Annotated in this window: 14 protein-coding genes; 9 read left to right on the top strand and 5 right to left on the bottom strand. The window is 66.2% G+C overall.

The annotated features are described in order from the left end of the window. Positions 1 to 3: 3 nt before the first annotated feature. The 8 genes from LZC95_45240 (at position 4) to LZC95_45205 (ending at position 9,688) form a co-directional block, all read left to right on the top strand. Positions 4 to 2,511 carry an ABC transporter permease gene (locus LZC95_45240; protein WXA93647.1) on the top strand — a complete coding sequence of 836 codons (2,508 nt, stop codon included), beginning with the start codon at positions 4 to 6 and terminating at the stop codon, positions 2,509 to 2,511. Next, positions 2,504 to 3,985, top strand: coding sequence for a TolC family protein (locus tag LZC95_45235; GenBank protein WXA93646.1), 1,482 nt, complete (start codon positions 2,504 to 2,506; stop codon positions 3,983 to 3,985). The genes LZC95_45240 and LZC95_45235 overlap by 8 nt, the downstream gene beginning before the upstream one ends. Further along, positions 3,982 to 5,226 (top strand): HlyD family efflux transporter periplasmic adaptor subunit, encoded by a 1,245-nt coding sequence (locus LZC95_45230; GenBank protein ID WXA93645.1) that lies wholly within the window; start codon positions 3,982 to 3,984, stop codon positions 5,224 to 5,226. Before LZC95_45235 ends, LZC95_45230 begins: the two co-directional genes overlap by 4 nt. A gap of 53 nt (positions 5,227 to 5,279) precedes the next feature. Next, a complete protein-coding gene (locus LZC95_45225; protein WXA93644.1) occupies positions 5,280 to 5,978 on the top strand; it encodes an ABC transporter ATP-binding protein in 699 nt (232 codons plus the stop codon). Between the two features lie 14 nt (positions 5,979 to 5,992). Next, a complete protein-coding gene (locus LZC95_45220; protein WXA93643.1) occupies positions 5,993 to 7,387 on the top strand; it encodes a sigma-54 dependent transcriptional regulator in 1,395 nt (464 codons plus the stop codon). Continuing rightward, positions 7,368 to 8,702, top strand: a complete 1,335-nt coding sequence (locus LZC95_45215) for an ATP-binding protein (GenBank protein WXA93642.1) — start codon at positions 7,368 to 7,370, stop codon at positions 8,700 to 8,702. Before LZC95_45220 ends, LZC95_45215 begins: the two co-directional genes overlap by 20 nt. A gap of 137 nt (positions 8,703 to 8,839) precedes the next feature. Continuing rightward, a complete protein-coding gene (locus LZC95_45210) occupies positions 8,840 to 9,376 on the top strand; it encodes an excisionase family DNA-binding protein (protein WXA93641.1) in 537 nt (178 codons plus the stop codon). Positions 9,377 to 9,388: 12 nt separating this feature from the next. Then, a complete protein-coding gene (locus LZC95_45205; GenBank protein WXA93640.1) occupies positions 9,389 to 9,688 on the top strand; it encodes a PIN domain-containing protein in 300 nt (99 codons plus the stop codon). Between the two features lie 68 nt (positions 9,689 to 9,756). Here the strand turns inward: LZC95_45205 and LZC95_45200 are convergent, their stop codons facing one another. Next, on the bottom strand, positions 9,757 to 10,131 hold the full coding sequence (locus LZC95_45200) for a hypothetical protein (GenBank protein WXA93639.1): 375 nt from the start codon (positions 10,129 to 10,131) through the stop codon (positions 9,757 to 9,759). Next, on the bottom strand, positions 10,128 to 10,946 hold the full coding sequence (locus LZC95_45195) for an AraC family transcriptional regulator (GenBank protein WXA93638.1): 819 nt from the start codon (positions 10,944 to 10,946) through the stop codon (positions 10,128 to 10,130). Before LZC95_45195 ends, LZC95_45200 begins: the two co-directional genes overlap by 4 nt. Before the next feature lie 119 nt (positions 10,947 to 11,065). On the opposite strand from LZC95_45195, the gene LZC95_45190 reads away from it, so the two are divergent. Beyond that, the gene (locus tag LZC95_45190) at positions 11,066 to 13,903 is read left to right on the top strand and encodes a protein kinase (GenBank protein ID WXA93637.1); all 2,838 of its coding nucleotides are present in this window, start codon (positions 11,066 to 11,068) and stop codon (positions 13,901 to 13,903) included. Here LZC95_45190 and LZC95_45185 read toward each other — a convergent pair whose 3' ends face one another. The 3 genes from LZC95_45185 to LZC95_45175 all read right to left on the bottom strand — a co-directional run bounded on the left by LZC95_45185 (position 13,904) and on the right by LZC95_45175 (position 17,049). Then, the gene (locus LZC95_45185) at positions 13,904 to 15,268 is read right to left on the bottom strand and encodes an MHS family MFS transporter (GenBank protein WXA93636.1); all 1,365 of its coding nucleotides are present in this window, start codon (positions 15,266 to 15,268) and stop codon (positions 13,904 to 13,906) included. It abuts the gene before it with no gap. Positions 15,269 to 15,284: 16 nt separating this feature from the next. After that, positions 15,285 to 16,544, bottom strand: a complete 1,260-nt coding sequence (locus LZC95_45180; protein WXA93635.1) for a hypothetical protein — start codon at positions 16,542 to 16,544, stop codon at positions 15,285 to 15,287. A gap of 76 nt (positions 16,545 to 16,620) precedes the next feature. Continuing rightward, positions 16,621 to 17,049, bottom strand: coding sequence for a hypothetical protein (locus LZC95_45175; protein ID WXA93634.1), 429 nt, complete (start codon positions 17,047 to 17,049; stop codon positions 16,621 to 16,623). Positions 17,050 to 17,071: the final 22 nt, after the last annotated feature.

The raw sequence follows: 17,071 nt of genomic DNA, 5'->3' as shown, positions 1-17,071 counted from the left end.
CCGATGCTTCAAGATATCCGATTTGCCATTAGGCTCTTGATCAAGAACATCGGCTTTACCGCGGTGGCGATTGTGACATTGGCCCTCGCCGTGGCGGCCAATACGGTGGTGTTCAGCATCGTGAATGCCATTTTGATTCGCCCGCTGCCCTTTCCCGAGGCGGAAAGGTTGGTTCGAATCAATGTGACCTACCCGGGGCAGTTCGAAGGGTATTGGAACTTCTCCGGCCCCGAGTACTTCGATATCTCGCGCGATGTCCAATCGATGGAATCGATGGGCGCGTGGATGGAAGAGGATGCGAATTTGACGGGGGGCGACAAGCCGGTCGTGGTCAATGCCGCGTACACCACGGCGAGCTTGCTGCCGACCCTGGGCGTGCCGCCGATGCTCGGCCGCTTCTATGATGCGAGTGAAGACATTCCTGGCGATTCCAGCGTGGCCGACTTCGGTGTCGGCGGAACGCGGGCGGTCGTTCTCGGATACGGCATCTTCATGAGTGCCTTTGGTGGCGACCGAAACATCATCGGGCGCACCGTGAAGGTCGACGCCATCCCGGCCACGGTGGTGGGCGTCATGCCCCGCGGTTTCGAGTTCCCGGAGCGCGTGCAGATCTGGATGCCGCTGGGCATGGACAAATCGAAGCTGGCCCGTGGCAATCACTGGTTCAGGGTCCTCGGCCGTCTGCGGCGCGGTGTCGGGCTCGAGGCGGCGCAGGCCGAGCTTGCGACCTTGATGCCGGCGTGGGCGGCGTCGCTCCCCGAGGGCGTGCATCGACTTGGCACGCCGAAGCACCCCGTCGTGTATCGCCCGCTTCAGGACGACGTGGTCAGCGCATCGCGTTTCCCGCTTCTCATCTTGCAGGCGGCGGTCATCTTCGTGTTGCTCATCGCGTGCGCGAACATTTCGAACCTGCTCTTGGCGCGCGCCGAGGCGCGCAGCTCGGAGATTGCGGTGCGGGTGGCCTTGGGCGCGAGCCGCTCGCGGATGGCGCGTCAGTTTCTGACCGAGAGCATGGTGCTCGGCCTCGCCGGCGCGATTCTCGGGATCCTTTGCGCCATGTGGGGTCTCGATGCGGCCGTCGCCTTGCTTCCCGATGCGGTGCCGCGCGCGGGAGAAATTCGGCTGGACGCGACGGTTCTCGCCTATGCCGTCCTCGTCTCGGTGGGGACGAGCCTCGTGTTCGGGCTCACGCCCATCCTCCACGCGCGCGGCGATCTGGCGGGAACCTTGCGTGCAGCCGGCCAGCGAACCAGCACCAGCGGACATAGGAAACGGCTTTTCCGTCGCGTGCTCATTCTGGCCCAAGTGGCGCTGGCCATGGTGCTGGTGACGGGAGCGGGGCTCATGGTCCGGAGTTTCGTTCAGCTGCAGAAGACGGATCTGGGCTTCGACCCGCGCAATCTGGTGACGTTGCAGCTGCAACTCCCGAAGAAGTCGTACCCGACGTCGGACGATGTGTACGCGTTCTGGAAGCGCCTGCACGAAGGTGCGCAGCGCTTGCCCGGCGTCAAAGCGGCGACAGTCATGGAGGGGCTACCGCCGAACCGCCACATCAATTCGAACAGCTTCGACATCGTGGGACGGGTGTCGAGCCGAGAATGGGAATGGAACGTCGACTACTGGCAGGTGGCCGAGAATGACTACTTCGCCACCATGGGCATTTCGCTCGTGCGCGGGCGCCTGTTCCTGCCCACCGACGACGAACGTGCGCCCAAGGTGGTGCTGATCAACGAGGCGATGGCCGCGAAGTTCTGGCCCGGGCAGGATCCGATCGGCCAACGCATGAAGCTCGAGCTGCAGTATGCCGATGCACCGGAGCAGCCCGAACAGACCATCGTCGGCATCGTGGCGGACTCGAAGCAGGCGGGCGTCGGCGTCAAAGCGGGCACCGAGGTGTACATTCCGCTGCGGCAAACGACGACGTGGGTCACGAGGCTCCCCGGCGTGATGCACACGCCGCGAACCATGCACCTGGTCCTGCGCGCCGAGGGCGATCCCCGCGCGCTCTTCAACAGCGTGCGCGCTTTCGTGGGAACGCTCGACAGCGGACTGCCGATTGCGCGGCTGCAAACGATGGATTCGACGGTGTACGAGGCCATTGCCAAACCGCGGTTCGTGGCGACGCTCCTAGCGTTTTTCGCCGGGGTGGCGCTCTTGATGGCGGCGATTGGCATCTACGGCGTCATGTCCTACGCCGTCGAGCAGCGCACCAAGGAGCTATCGATTCGAATGGCCATGGGTGCGGACGCGGGGCGGTTGCAGCGCATGCTCGTGCTCGAAGGCTTGCGGCTCGCGGCGGTGGGCATGGGGATTGGCCTGGTGGTGGCCGGCATCATGACCGTGGCGTTGGACCATTGGGTAGCGGACATGTTCTTCGACATCGGTGCGCTCGATCCCGCGACGTACGTGCTCGTCGTCGTGCTCACGGGATGCGTGGCCGCACTGGCGAGCTACGTTCCCGCGCGCCGTGCGACGTTGATCCATCCGATGGAGGCGATGCGCCATGAATAAGCTCGTGGCGTTGGTTTCCTGTGTCGTCTGCCTATCCGGGGCGACGGCGCAAGCGCAAACGCGACAGGAGGTGACCCTGGCCGACGCGCTGCGCACGGCGGTGGCGCACAATCCACGGCTCGCGGGGCGCTTTGCCGATGTGGCCATTGCAAATGCGCGGGTGCTCGAGGCCAAGGGGCTCGATGACTTTTTCGTCGATGGCTCGGGGAGTTGGACCCGCACCCGCGCGGACAACGTGGAGGCGCAGACGGTTCCCTTCACGCCCTACGATCGCATCGGCCTGGCGGCATCGCTCACGCGGCCGTTTTCCACGGGTGGAAGCGTGGCGCTCAAGCTCGATGCCCCGTACGTGCGGCGGGCCGTCTCGGGTTTCGCGCCGTCGGATGCGAACCTGGTTCTCTCCGAGGCGTACATGCCCAGCGTGCAATTGGCTTTGACGCAGCCACTGCTCCGCGGGCGTGGGTACGACGTGGCGCGTGCGAAGGCCCGCCTCGCCGACGCGGATCACAGCGTGGCCTCGCGCACCTTGGTCGCGGAGGCGTCGGGCCTGGTGCGCGACGTGGCGCACGCGTATTGGGAGCTCGCCTATGCGACGGGCGCGGTGGAGCTCCGGCGCGAGGCCCTGGAGGCGACGCGCGAGCAGCTTCGTGCCGTGATGGCGCAGATCGACGTGGGCAAGCAATCGCCGTCGGGCTCCGCCGAGGTGGAGGTGAGCGTGGCCGTCCGCGAGGAGGAACTCATCGACGCACAACGCGAGCTCACGCAGCGAAGTGCGAACCTGGGTCGGTTGCTCGGGCAGGAGGCGCCTGCGTCGTTCTCCGCGGCGGAGAAGCCCGAGGTGCTCGCGGCGGCGCGCGGCGACGTGCTCGGGCGGGCGCTCGCACGCAACGCGGAGATCCGCGCGCTGCACGCGCAGGCGATGGCGGCGGGCATCGACATCGACGTCGCCGAGAGCGCGCTCTTGCCGCAGTTCGACGTGTACGCCTCGGGGGGCGCGCTGGGCATGGCCGCCGATCCGCAGCAGGCGCTGTCGAACCTGGGGAGCTTTGGCGGCTACACCGTGCAGGCGGGCTTCGTCTTCCAAGAGCCCATCGAGCGGCGCACCCAACGCGGCCAGCGCGATGCCGCCATCGAGCGAGCCCGCAAGGCGCGCCTGGCCGAGGAGGACGCGCGAACGCGCGTGGCAAACGATGTCGCGGGTGCTCTCGCCGCATTGGACAGCACGCAGCGGCGCGTGGCGGTGCTGGTGCACGCCGTGGAGGTCGCGGATCTCGATTTGTCGGCGGAGCGCGCGCGCTTTCAGGCGAATCGGTCGACGAACTTCGATGTGCTGCGCCGTCAGCAATCGGCGACCGACGTGCGGCTGCGGCTTTTGCGCGCCGAGGTGGAGAACGCCAAAGCGGCGGCCACGCTCGATGCGCTCACCACGGACATTCTTGCGCGCCACGGAATTGCGCTGAAGGGCACACCATGAGCAACGACGTTCCCAGGCAAAAGCCGAAAAAGAAAAAGGTGAAGCTCGCGGTGGGCATCACCGTAGCCATCGTGGCGGTGGTGACGGTGGCCTTGGCGCGCACGCGCAGCGCCCTTCCCACGGTGGATCGCGCTACCGTGTGGATCGATACGGTGAAGCACGGGGCGATGCTGCGCGAGGTGCAAGGCGTGGGAAGCCTGGTGCCCGAGCAAATCCGCTGGCTCACGGTGACGACGCCCGCGCGCGTGGCGGAGGTGCGGGCGCGCTCCGGTGCGGTCGTGCAGCCCGACACGGTGGTGGTGGTGCTCGACAATCCGGACCTGGTGCTGCAGTCGCTGGAGGCCGATCGGCAAAAGACCGCCGCGGAGGCGGAGCTCGTGAACTTGGAGGCGCGGCTGCGCAATCAGCATTTGGCCCAGGAGGCGCAGGTCGTGGGCCTCTCCGCCGATGCGGTGGAGAGCGCGCGCCGCGCGGAGGCCGACGGCGAGCTTTCCCGGCGCGGCTTTCTCTCGAAGCTGGAAATGGCGCAATCGCAGGGCCGGGCGGAGGCGCTCGACGGGCGCGTGCAGCTCGAGACGAAGCGCCTTGGGTCACTGGAAAAAGAAGCGAGCGCGCAACTCGCCTCGCAGCGTGCGCAGGTGGAGCGGCTCGGGTCGATCGCGGAATTTCGTCGCCGGCAGCTCGACGAGCTGCATGTGCGCGCGGGGGTGGCGGGCGTGCTCGCCGACGTGCCCGTGCAGGTCGGCCAATGGGTGACGCAAGGGGTGGTGCTCGGTAAGGTCGCCCAGCCGGAAAAGCTGAAGGCCGAGCTACGCGTGGCCGAGACGCAGGCCAAGGACGTGCAAATCGGCCAATCCGTCACCGTGGACACGCGCAATGGCCTGGTCCAAGGCCGCGTGATCCGCATGGATGGCGCCGTTCAAAACGGCACCGTGAAGATCGACGTCGCCTTCGACGTCCCCCTGCCGCAGGGCGCGCGCCCCGACTTGAGCGTGGACGGGCGCATCGAAATCGAGCGGCTCGACAACGTTCTCTATGTGGGGCGCCCGCCGATGGCGACGCCCGCCGGCAGCGTGACGGCCTTCAAGGTCGTCGGCGAAGAGGCGGTGCGGGTGCCCGTGCAGCTCGGTCGCTCGTCGGTGAAGACCGTCGAGGTCGTGAGCGGCCTTCGCGACGGCGATCAAGTGATTTTATCGGACATGTCGGCGTGGGCTTCGGTGGATCGGATTCGGCTCAAGTAACGACGGGCACGGGCACGGGCACGGGCACGGGGAATGGAGGTAACGTGGAAACGATGATTCGTATGGAAGGCATCACGAGGATCTTCACGACCGACGAGGTCGAGACGCACGCGCTTTCCGAGGTGCATCTGGAAATCGAGCGCGGGGAGTTCGTCTCCATCGAAGGGCCCTCGGGATCGGGCAAAACGACGTTGCTCTCGGTGCTGGGGCTGCTCGATGCGCCCGATTCGGGCACGTACCTGCTCGGCGGCGAGCGGGTCGACGGGCTTTCGCCCCTCGAGGCTGCGCGCGTGCGCAATCGCCAGATTGGGTTCGTCTTCCAGAGCTTCAATTTGATTGGCGATCTGTCGGTCTACGAGAACGTCGAGCTGCCGCTCACGTACCGGGACATGCCGCCGGCCGAGCGAAAGAAGCGGGTCGAGGCCGCACTCGAGCGCGTGGGCATGGGGCACCGCGCGAAGCACATGCCGGGGCAGCTTTCGGGCGGCCAGCAGCAAAGGGTCGCGGTGGCGCGTGCGGTGGCGGGAGAGCCCTTGATCCTTTTGGCCGACGAGCCGACGGGAAACTTGGACTCGCGCAATGGAGATCTGGTGATGGGGTTGCTGCGCGATCTGCACGCGGCGGGCACCACCATTTGCATGGTCACCCACAACCCCGAATACGCGCAGCAGGCGACGCGAACGGTGCATCTCTTCGACGGACGCATCGTGCGCGAGAATCGGGCGCCGCTCGCCCAAGCCGTCAATCAATAGTACGAGGATACCCCGTGGCATCATCTCCCCGCATTCTCATTGCCGACGATCAGTCGGACATCGTCGAAGCGTTGCGCCTTTTGCTCAAGCGCGAGTTCACCGTTCACACGGCGGCATCGCCGGCGGCGGTGCTCGAGGTGGCCGCGGGCGAGGAGCTCGACCTGGTGCTGATGGATCTGAACTACGCGCGAGACACCACGTCGGGCAAGGAAGGCTTCGAGCTGCTGGACAAGCTGCGCGAGCTCGATGCCACCTTGCCCGTGGTGGTGATGACCGCGTGGGGGAGCATCGAAGGTGCGGTGGAGGCCGTCCGGCGCGGGGCGCGCGACTACGTGCAGAAGCCGTGGGAGTCGGCGCGGCTTCTGGCGACGTTGCGCACGCAGGTCGAATTGGGCGGTGCCCTGCGCCGCTCGCGGAGGCTCGAGCAGGAGGCCTCGCGGCAGAGGGCGCAGCAGCTGCCCAAGATGATCGCCAACGCCCCGGCGATGAAACCGGTGCTGGCCCTGATCGAGCGCGTCGCGCCCTCGGATGCCAACGTGCTCATTTTGGGCGAGCACGGCACGGGCAAAGAGGTCATCGCCCGCCGCATGCACGAGGGCTCGCTGCGCGCATCGAAGCCGTTCGTCGCCGTCGACGCGGGCGGCCTCTCGCCGAGCCTCTTCGAGAGCGAGCTATTCGGCCACGTGCGCGGCGCCTTCACCGACGCCAAAACGGACCGCGTCGGCTGCTTCGAGCTGGCCGACGGCGGCACCTTGTTCCTGGACGAAATTGGCAATTTGCCCATCGCGCAGCAGGTGAAGCTTCTGCGCGTGATTCAAACTGGGGAATTTCACCCCGTGGGCTCGTCGCGCACGCGGCGCGCCAACGTGCGCGTGCTCGCCGCCACCAACGTGGACATCGGGCGCGAGGTGGCCGAGGGGCGCTTCCGCGAGGACCTGCTGTATCGCTTGAACACGGTGGAGGTGCACCTCCCGCCGCTGCGCGAACGGCGCGAGGACATCGGCGGGTTGGCGGCGCACTTTCTCGAGCGCGTCTCCGCGCGCTATGGAAAGGCGGCGCGCAGCATCTCGCCGGGCGCGATGCGGGCACTCACCGAGCATACGTGGCCGGGCAACGTCCGCGAGCTCGAGCATGTGATGGAGCGCTCGGTGCTCATGGCCATCGGCGACGCGATTGCCGCGGAAGATCTCGGCCTGCGCAAGCCAGCCCACGCGCCGGCCGCCGCCTCGAGCACCGCCTCGCCATCAGGGGACGACGAAGGCCTCACGTTGGATCAAATCGAGTACCACGCCATTCAGCGCGCACTCGCCCGCGCGGGGGGAAACGTGAACGATGCCGCGGTCGCGCTTGGACTTAGCCGCAGCGCTCTTTATCGTCGGCTCCAGGCCCATGGGATCAAAGCCGGATAAAGTCGCCTACGAGACGCGCCTGCATCTGTACGCGCTGCTCGGCGGCGCGCCGGCGGTGGCCACTTCGTTGGTGCTCCTTGCCTTCGGTGACCATGCGCCGAAGACGGTGTGGACCTTCGGCGTGCTCTCCGTCGGTGCGTGGCTCGGCCTGGCCGCGTACGTGCGCGCCGACATCGTGCGCTCGCTTCGCAACGTGGCCAATCTCGTGGCCGCGCTGCGCGAAGGGGATTACTCGCTGCGCGGTCGCTCCGCGCGCTCCGACGATGCGCTGGGCGAGGCCCTCGGCGAGGTGAACGCGCTCAGTGCGGTCCTTCGCGAGCAACGGCTCGCGTCGATGGAGGCCACGGCCCTTCTCGAGAAGGTCATCGAATCGGTGGACGTGGCGCTCTTCGCCTTCGACCATGAACGCAACTTGCGCCTGGTGAACCGCGCGGGTGAACGCCTCCTCGGCCCGCGTCCGGGCGGCTTTCTGGGCGCCACCGCGCAGGAGCTCGGCTTCGACGCGCTGCTCGAAGGTGCCGCACCGCGCACCTTTGCCATGGCCTTCGCCGGCGGCAAAGGCCCCTGGGAGCTGCGCCGCGCCACCTTTCGCCAGCGCGGTCTTCAGCACGAGCTCGTGGTGCTCGCCGACCTGCACCGCGCGCTGCGCGAAGAGGAACGTGCGGCCTGGCAGCGCCTCGTGCGGGTCATCGGCCACGAGATCAACAATTCGCTCGCGCCGATTCAGTCCATCGCGGGGCACATGCACGGCATCCTCGACGAGGCGGACCGGCCCCACGACTGGGAAGACGATCTGCGCAGCGGCCTCTCGGTGATCGCACGCCGTGCCGAGGCACTGGGGCGCTTTTTGCGCGCCTACGCGCAGCTCGCCCGCCTGCCACCGCCCAAGCTCACCGACGTCGAAGTGGCCTCCTGGATCGAGCGCATCGCCGCACTGGAGACGCGCGTCCCCCTGCGCGTCGTCCCTGGCCCGAAGGTCACCATGGCGGCCGACCCCGATCAACTCGACCAGCTGCTCATCAACCTGGTGCGCAACGCCGCCGAGGCCACCCTGGAGACGAAGGGCACCGGCATCGAGCTCACCTGGATCCACACCGCGGGTGCCGTGGAGGTCCTCGTGGTCGATGACGGCCCGGGTATCTCCAACACCGAGAACCTCTTCGTGCCCTTCTTCACCACGAAGCCGAGCGGCTCGGGCATCGGCCTCGTGCTCGCCCGCCAAATCGCCGAAGGCCACGGCGGCACGCTCGGGCTCGAACCGCGCGAGGGCCACCGCGGCTGCGTGGCCCGCCTGCGAATTCCGGTGGCCCAATGACCTGATGCCCGCGGTTACGAGAGAATTGGCGCACACGTCGCGGCCGACGTCGTCATCCTGTGCACCGCGTTCACAACCTGTGCACGCCGTGCACACCTGTGGTTGCGTTTGGGTCGAATAGTCGTAAGCTGCTCTACATGGCTTCCAGGGGAGTCTCATCGGAACAAACGATCCCCGAGAAGCTCCGCCGGATGGTTCCCATCGCTGTTCCGCGGGAGCAAAGGCACCTATTTGGCCATCTCCACGAGATACTTCACGAGACGGCATTGGCCCATGTAGCCCATGCGATGGAAAAAGCGAGAGCGCGTCCTCATCCGAGGGGGTGCGTTCTGCTTGGTCCGAATGGCGAGAAGATCGAACTTCCGGAGGCCGCTTTCTACGTGCTCGAGCGAGTGGCAGAGGTCCTTGCTCGTGGCGACGCGATTACGCTCGTGCCAACCCACAAGGAACTGACGACTCAACAAGCTGCCAACTTTCTCAACGTCTCGCGTCAGTACCTCGTCCGACTGCTGAACGCCAACGAGATACCCTACACGAAGACGGGCAAGCATCGCCGCCTTCGGTTCGAAGACGTTGCAGCTTTCAAGAAGAAGAAAGAGCGGGAGCGCCGCGCGAAACTCAAGGAGCTCGCCTCCTTGACAGAAGAGTTCGGGGGCTACCCCGAGTTGGAATAGCATCCCGCTTGGATGTTTCCCTCAGCACCCTTTCGCGTTGTCCTCGACGCCAACGTGCTGTTTCCAAGTACCCTCCGCGACACGCTGTTGCGTGCCGCCGAGGCTGGCGTGTACCAGCTCTATTGGTCTGCGACGATCCTCGAGGAGATGCGCCGAAACCTCGTCAGTACCGGAAGGGTCGCCGAGGAGAAGGCGCAAAGGCTGGTCACCGTAATGTGTGAGGCGTTCCCGGAAGCCATGGTGGTCGGACATGAGCCGCTGATCGACCGGATGCCGAACGATCCTAAAGATATCGTGCTCGCCGAGCTTTAGGGGAAGCTTTCTCATTTTCGTGCGGTCAACTATGAAATTCTTACGCCTTGGAGGCGACACGCTCCGATTCAGCTCCCGGTGTGGTGCGCGAACGAAATGACGTTGCCGGCGGGATCGCGGACGATGATTTCGTCGGCGCCGTAGAATGTGCGGCGCTCGGGGACGACGAGGGGCACGCCCTTCAAGGCTTTGCGAATCGGCTTCAAGTCGTCGACCGTGATGTACAGCGCGGAGCGGTACGTGTCGGCGGCGATGGGCTCGACGTCCTTGGCGACGCTTGCGAAACTTTGGAGCATCAATTCGGCATTTCCCTTTTTGAGAATGACGAATCCCAGCCCCTTTCCCTCGGGCACCTCGGTCACCTTTTCGAATCCCAATCGGGTGACCCAGAACTCCAGGCAGGGTTCGATTTCCTTCACGAACAGGTTGGCGGTGATGTTCATACCGGTGAGTGTGCGTCCGCCCCCGGTTCCTGTATTGGAAAAATGGAATCGCGCACGTCCGACGCGTATTCGCGTGGGGTGAGCCCGGTGAGCGCCTTGAATTCGTGAATCATGTGCGCCTGGTCGTAGTAGCCGAGATCGTAGGCGAGTTCCGCCGTGCTCTTGGGGCGGCCGGGGGCAAGCAGGCGCTCGGTGAGGCGGGTCATGCGCACGACGCGCTCGAATTCCTTGGGGCCGATGCCCACGTGGATCTTGAACTTCTGCGCGAGGTGCTGCCGGCTGACGCCCAGGCTGCGTGCGAGCTCGCCGATGCGCGGTGGCTCGTCCTGCACCCGACGTAATGCGCCAACCGCGGCGCCGATGAGCGGATCGAGCGGACGCGCGGCCCTTCCGGCAAGGCGAAGAAGAAGGGCGCGTTCCAGCTCGCCGACACACGCCGCCAGGGAGGTCGCCGTGCGCAGGCGTTCGCGAAGGGGATCGGTATCGCGCCAGATATCGCTCAGCGCGATGTTCCTGTCCGTGAGCTCGTGCGCCGGCGTGGCGAGGAATGCGATGGCCGCGCCCGGCCGAAAGCGAACCGCGACCACGCGCTCGCCCGACGCCGATTCGTCGACGAGGAGTGCCCGCGTCATGGTGCCCACCACGAGGCCCTCGCGGACTTCGCCGTGCCGGCCATCCAGGTAAAAGAGAATATCCATGCACCCGTCCGGCAGGACGCGATGACGCACGAGCGTGCGACTCACATCGATGCGCTTCGTCCAGAAGCACTCGACGTAGGGCGCGAGCGGCGGGCCAGGGGCGTATTCACGGTACACGGCCCGGTTACTGTACGGGAATGTGAGGGGCGCGACGCGGCAACCGGCCGTTGCCTCCATCGAAACCGAGCGCGCATGCACGGCAGGGGTGAAGGCTGGGGTATCATGGGGCGTCGCGGATGCCGAACGATGCGCCCACTTCCCGTCGCGAGACGCTTCCCTCGGGAGAGGTGACCGGGACGCTACGACCGGGCGAGACCTTTGCGGAACGTTACCGGTTGGAAGACCGCGTGGGCTCCGGCGGCATGGGGGAACTCTTTCGAGCGTTCGACACGCGGCTCCAGCGTCGGGTGGCCTTGAAGGTATTGCGCCGTGACCGCAACGAGGGGAGCGATTCCGGCCAGAGTGCACCGACCACCGGGAAGACGGTGTCCGAAGCCTCGGCGCGCATCCTGCGAGAGGCCCGGGCGGCGGCGGCGCTCAACCATCCCAACGTGGTCGCAATCCACGATGTCGGCGAACGCGATGGCGTGCCGTTCATCGCGATGGAGTACGTCAAGGGCAAGTCACTGCGCGCGTTCGTGGGCTCGCCGACGCCATCGTTCGAGACGCGGCTCGAGTGGGTGATCGACGTGGCGCGTGCCCTCGGGGCCGCGCACGACCGGGGCCTCGTGCACCGCGACATCAAGCCCGACAATGTGATGATCCGCGACGACGGCGTGGTGAAGGTGCTCGACTTCGGCATCGCGCGCTACCACAAGGCGATCCCCGACAGCGCCGCGGAGCTTCGCACCTATCCGACCATGAACGAGTCGGGCGAGCGCGGCACGAACGACGTGCCCGGGCCGCGTGTGCTGGGAACACCCGGCTACATGGCGCCGGAACAGATCCGCGGCGAGGCATGCGACGGGCGAGCGGACCAGTTCTCCTGGGGCGTGATGGCCTACGAGCTGTTCACGGGGAAGCTGCCTTGGTCGACGGACCGTGGGACGTTTTACGTTCTGACCTCGGTGCTCGCCGACGAGGTAAGGCCGCTGGCCAATGTGCCGTTCCAGATCTCCCAAACGATTTTGCGCGCGCTCGAGAAGAAGCCGCAAGACCGCTTCGACTCGATGGCCGAGCTCATTGCGGCGTGCGGCGTTCGCACACCGTCGCGGGTGGATGCGCCCGGTGCCACCGATGTGACGGCGCTCTTGCAGGCGAACACCGGCGAGGCGCAGATGGTGGACCCGCATCTGGTGCAACAGGTGCAGCGCGACGTGCCATCGACGGCGCCCAAGGTCAAGACGGTGCCCTCGGTGGTGCCGTTTTCGCGGGCGCTGGCGGTGGGGGCCGTGTTGGGCGTGGCCGCGGCGAGCATCTTCATGGTGCGCTCGTTCTCGCAGCGCGAGGGCGCGCCTGCACCTACGGCTGCATCGAGCGTGGCGGCGCACCCGCCGAGCGCGCCCACGGCGACCTTGGTGACCGAGCTCGAGGCGTCGCCTACGTGCTCGCGCGCGGCCGTGGGGCGTTACCACGAGGGCCTGACGGCCATGCGCGAGGCCACGTGGGAGCTGGCCATGCGCTCCTTCGAGAAGGCGGTCGAAGAGGATCCCAAGTGCCCGGAGGCGCAGTTGCAGCTGCTGCTCACGGGCTACTTTCGCTACAGCATCACGCGCGAACGCGAGCAGTTTCGCCATGCGAATGCCCTGCGCGACGAGATGAACGAGCGCAATCGCGTGTTCCTCGATGCGCTGGCCCCTCTCGTGTCGTGGGAGCCGGCGGATCGCGAAGAGGCGGCGCGGCGGGCCGATGCGGCGACGGCGCGCTTTCCGAGCGATGCGCAGATGCTGACGGTGATGGCGATGGTGAAGTCGTTCGCCGCGCACGAGGTGTCGACCATCGAGCAAGCGCGCGAGCTCGGGCGTCGTGCGACGGAGCTCGATCCGAAAGACGCCGATGCGTGGCAGACGCAGGCCGTCGCGCTGGTGCGCCTGGGCAAGCTCGACGAGGGCATGGCCGCCTTGGACAAATGCCTGGAGGTGGCCCCCGGCTCGGGCGACTGCCTGGAGGATCGCATTCGCATTCTGCGGCTGCGCGGGCAATGTGCGGCCGCGAGTGCAGCGGCGCGGCGCTGGATTGCCAATGTGCCGACCAGCTCGGGCGCCTACCGCCACCTGGCCAATGCGCTCGCCTCGGAGGGCGCGCCGGTGGAATCCGTGGAGGCGGCGCTCGAGCAATACCGCAACAACGTGTCCGAGGAGGCGCGTAAGACCTCGTACATGTATCACCGGCTTCGTTTGGCCGCGCTCGCGGGGGACTTCGTCAACGCGGAAAAGATGGAAGAGCGGCTCTCCGCCGAGTGGAAGGACTCGGCCAATGTGTACGATCACGTTCGCACCGCGACCCTGCGCATGGACTTGATGGCCGAGGAAGGAAAGCCGGCCCGCGCCGCGGCCATCGCCGAGCAATTCTTCCGCCGAAGGGATGCGTGGACGGAGGGCTTCTGGAGCACCACGATGTACGAGCCCTACCTTCTCGCAACCTTGCTGCAACAGGGGACCATCCCCGAAGAGCGCTGGCGCACGCTCACGGAAAAGTGGGAAAAAGATGCCGCCCCCACCGTGAGCAAGACGTGGGGCCTTCGTTGGGGCCCGGTGAGCATGACGCGCAAGCAAGCCGCCGAGATCTGGAAGACCCGCCCCACCGGCGAGCTGGCGGCAGGCTCGCTGGAGCAGCCCATGTCCCTGCGCGCCATTTCGGACAGCTTCGAAGGCCGCGTGGCCATGATGGCGGGCGAGTACAAGCAAGCCATTGCGCTGCTCGAACCCGCGACCAAGAGTTGCGACAGCCTCGAAGAGCCCTTCACCACCACGCGGGCCCATCTCTGGCTCGGGCAAGCCAAAGAAGAAGCCGGCGACACCCCCGGGGCATGCGCCGCCTACGGCGAAGTGCTCCGCCGCTGGGCTGACGCCAAGCCCCGATCCATCACCGCCGAAGTAGCCAAACGCCGTCGCCTCGCCCTGGGTTGCAAGTAGTCACGAGCGATCCATCGAGGCGCGCGGCACGAGCATGGTGGGCTCGTCCTTGAATCCACCATCCTTGGGAGGCGGAGGGCCCGGATTCACCGTGGCCGTTTCCGAGGCGAAGTAGACGGCGACGAGCGTCAACACCGCGAGGCCCATCATGTAGACGGCGACGCTCCACCAGGAACCGCCGGCGCTGCGCAGAAGGCTCGCGGCGATCATCGGGGAGAGGCCGCCGGCGAGGACGGAGGCCAGCTGGTAGCCCAACGAGGCGCCGCTGTAACGAACGCGCGCGCCGAAGAGCTCGGAGAAAAAGCTGGCCTGGGGACCGTACATGGCGGCATGCCCGACGGAGACGCCGACGATGATGGCGCACCAGAGAAGTTCGGGCCGTGCGGTGTCGACGAGCCAGAAGAATGGGCAGACGAAGAGAAGCGAGAAGGCGGCGCCGAACATGTACACCGGCCTTCGTCCAAAGCGGTCCGAGAGGTATCCGAAGAAGGGAATGGCCGCGAGATCGATCGCTGCGGCGAGCAGCACACCGGTGAGCACCGTTTGGCGCGCGACCTTGAGTTGCTCGGTGGCATAGGCCAGTACGAACGTCGTGTAGATGTAGAAGAAGGCGTTTTCGGCGAGCCGCGCGCCCATGGCCAGGGCCACGCTCTTCTTGTATTTGCGCAGCACCTCCAAAATGGGGAGCTTCGCCTCCTGCTTCTCCTCTTTCACTTGCGCGAAGGCGGGGCTTTCCACCACGTGGAACCGAATGAACGCGCCCACCCCGACCAGGACCACCGTGGCAAGGAAGGGAATGCGCCAGCCCCACGCGAGGAACTCGCTTTCGGACATGCGCGAGACGAGGGCAAAGGTGCCCGTCGAGAGGAGCAGGCCGGCTGGAACGCCGGTTTGCGGCCAGCTGCCGTAGAAGCCGCGACGGTTCGGCGGGGCGTGTTCGACGGCCATGAGAACGGCGCCGCCCCACTCGCCACCGAGGCCGAATCCCTGCAAGAGCCGCAACGTCACCAGCGCAATGGGCGCAAGAACGCCGACGCTGTCGTACGTGGGCAAAAGGCCGATGGCGAAGGTGGCCAGGCCCATGATGAGCAACGTCAAACTGAGCATCGCTTTGCGGCCGATGCGATCGCCGTAGTGGCCAAAGACGACGCCGCCGACCGGGCGGGCCACGAAGCCGACGGCAAACGTCGCAAACGAGAGCAACGTGCCCATGAGCGGATCGAATTTGGGGAAGAATAGCTTGTTGAAGACCAGCGCCGCGGCCGTGCCGTAGAGAAAGAAGTCGTACCATTCGATGGCCGTGCCCACGAAGCTGGCGACGGCGACTTTCACGATGGCGCGCTTATCGGAAACGGAATTTGTCATGGCTTCCCTCGACGAATTACGGGCAAGTCCCAATCACGTAATGGTCGGCCCCGACCTGGCGCAGTGAGGTGACGATTCCGACCGAGTATAGTCCCATATTTTGATTCGAGCCGTTCGCGAGTGCGTAGCCCCACCACAGGTGCGCGCGGCCTCGGGTCACGTGTTCGTAGTTGTTCGCGACGAAACATGTCGCTCCACTATCGCGCGCTGCGTCAGCCGCACCGCCATCTCCTGCATCTCCCGCATCTGCAGCGCCGGCGAGGGCGTCGATCATGCGGCGAACCATGGCCATTTGTGGGGCCGCACGCGTTGCGTAATTGGGACTGTCGTATCCCCACCAGTCCCAGCAGCCATTGGGGTTCGTGCCGCTCGTGGGGATCGTTTGCGGATACACGACCACGATGCGGTTGGTGTCGGCCCACTCGTTGTAACCGGCATGCTTGTAGAACCGATCGCCGACCGACCCGGATGCATACTGTTTGCACCCGTGAAAGGCGACGTGCACCCGGCATCGTGCGCCGGCCTCGCACGCGGCGGGAATGTAGGCGTACCCCGTGTCGGCGACGCTGTGCGCCGCCGGATTGGCCAAGTAGGTCGCCTGCTCGAGGCTGACGAAGCGACCGCTCAGGAGCGACGCCGGCGGCTCCAAGGAACCATAGATCTGCGCGAGCGCGAGGCCGGCGCCGTCGTAGTTGCACCGGCCGATCCACGGCTCGCCGGTGACGCTGCAGTCGCCGCCGTAGGCGACCGTGGGCATCAAATGCGCGGTCCCCGGCCGGCGCTTTTCGTAGCGCAAGGCCGCAGGGTTCCATGCGCGGTAATAGCTCTCCAGCGCATCCATCACCGGCGGAACCACCGTGGTGTCGCCGGCGCCTCCGAAGAGGAACACGCGTTGGCGGGCCAGGTTCGCGGGGTCGTCGATGGTCCCCGCCGCGGCGAAGCGCTTCGTCGCATCGACAGCCCGCGCGGGATCGGGCGGCGCCGGCGAGCCCGTCATGCACGTGGTGAGCGCCGTGTTCAACGAGCCTTCGGCACAGTAAAAAGGCCCGCCGGCGAAAATGCCTGCACCGCGCAGGATGGACGAATAGGCGACATGGAACTGCACCGCCATGTACGCGCCCGACGAGAGGCCCGACACGGACGTGTCCATCACGTCGATGTTCAAGGCCGGAAGCCCGGCCGTTCGAAGCGCTTCTTGCTCGCGTACCTCCTCGTCGTTGGAGGCGAAGCACGCCGCCAAGGCGAGGGCCCATGCACCGAATGCCAGTCCGCGCATGGCTATTTCGATATGCGCGGACCGGTGCGGGGTCGAGGACCCTTTACGTCAAACGACAGGACTCAACGCGACAGCTTCACGCCTTCAGCACGGCGCGCACGAGATCCGCGAGCGGCTTGTCGTTGTCGCCCGTGGTCGGGATCTTCGCCACGATGTCGCGTTCGTCGATCACGATGTTCCCGCCTTCGGTCACGGCCGTCAGAATCGTCGTGCGAACGTCGTCCGACTTGAGGAACGCGGTCGTTTCGGCCGGCGTGTCCGTGGTGATGTAGACGACGTCGTCGAAGGCTTTGTCGCCTACCTGGATTTCCTTTTTGAACAGTTTGGCGACTCGGCTGGCCAGACCTTCGTGCGTGAAGCTCGCCTTGATGCGGGGCGGCGTGACCAGGGAGAAACTCGTGGTGACGAACTCCTTCTCGACTTCTTCGCCGTCGCCGAACTCCAGGGTCTCTTTCGCTTGCGACTGCTCGTACGGAATTTCCAGGCTATCCAATTCGGCGCTCATAAGTCCTCCAGAGAAAAACGGT

It is taken from the genome of Sorangiineae bacterium MSr12523 (assembly GCA_037157775.1).
GTDB classification, from domain to species: domain Bacteria; phylum Myxococcota_A; class Polyangia; order Polyangiales; family Polyangiaceae; genus Pendulispora; species Pendulispora brunnea.
Note: the sequence above shows the minus strand (reverse complement) of the source record. Positions and strands in the feature narration are given on the sequence as shown.

Bases quoted from the DNA above. Each gene is read 5' to 3' on its own strand.
- LZC95_45240 (WXA93647.1), top strand. From the start codon at position 4: ATGCTTCAAGATATCCGATTTGCCATTAGGCTCTTGATCAAGAACATC.
- LZC95_45235 (WXA93646.1), top strand. From the start codon at position 2,504: ATGAATAAGCTCGTGGCGTTGGTTTCCTGTGTCGTCTGCCTATCCGGG.
- LZC95_45230 (WXA93645.1), top strand. From the start codon at position 3,982: ATGAGCAACGACGTTCCCAGGCAAAAGCCGAAAAAGAAAAAGGTGAAG.
- LZC95_45225 (WXA93644.1), top strand. From the start codon at position 5,280: ATGATTCGTATGGAAGGCATCACGAGGATCTTCACGACCGACGAGGTC.
- LZC95_45215 (WXA93642.1), top strand. From the start codon at position 7,368: ATGGGATCAAAGCCGGATAAAGTCGCCTACGAGACGCGCCTGCATCTG.
- LZC95_45210 (WXA93641.1), top strand. From the start codon at position 8,840: ATGGCTTCCAGGGGAGTCTCATCGGAACAAACGATCCCCGAGAAGCTC.
- LZC95_45205 (WXA93640.1), top strand. From the start codon at position 9,389: ATGTTTCCCTCAGCACCCTTTCGCGTTGTCCTCGACGCCAACGTGCTG.
- LZC95_45200 (WXA93639.1), bottom strand. From the start codon at position 10,131: ATGAACATCACCGCCAACCTGTTCGTGAAGGAAATCGAACCCTGCCTG.
- LZC95_45190 (WXA93637.1), top strand. From the start codon at position 11,066: ATGCCGAACGATGCGCCCACTTCCCGTCGCGAGACGCTTCCCTCGGGA.
- LZC95_45185 (WXA93636.1), bottom strand. From the start codon at position 15,268: ATGACAAATTCCGTTTCCGATAAGCGCGCCATCGTGAAAGTCGCCGTC.
- LZC95_45180 (WXA93635.1), bottom strand. From the start codon at position 16,544: ATGCGCGGACTGGCATTCGGTGCATGGGCCCTCGCCTTGGCGGCGTGC.
- LZC95_45175 (WXA93634.1), bottom strand. From the start codon at position 17,049: ATGAGCGCCGAATTGGATAGCCTGGAAATTCCGTACGAGCAGTCGCAA.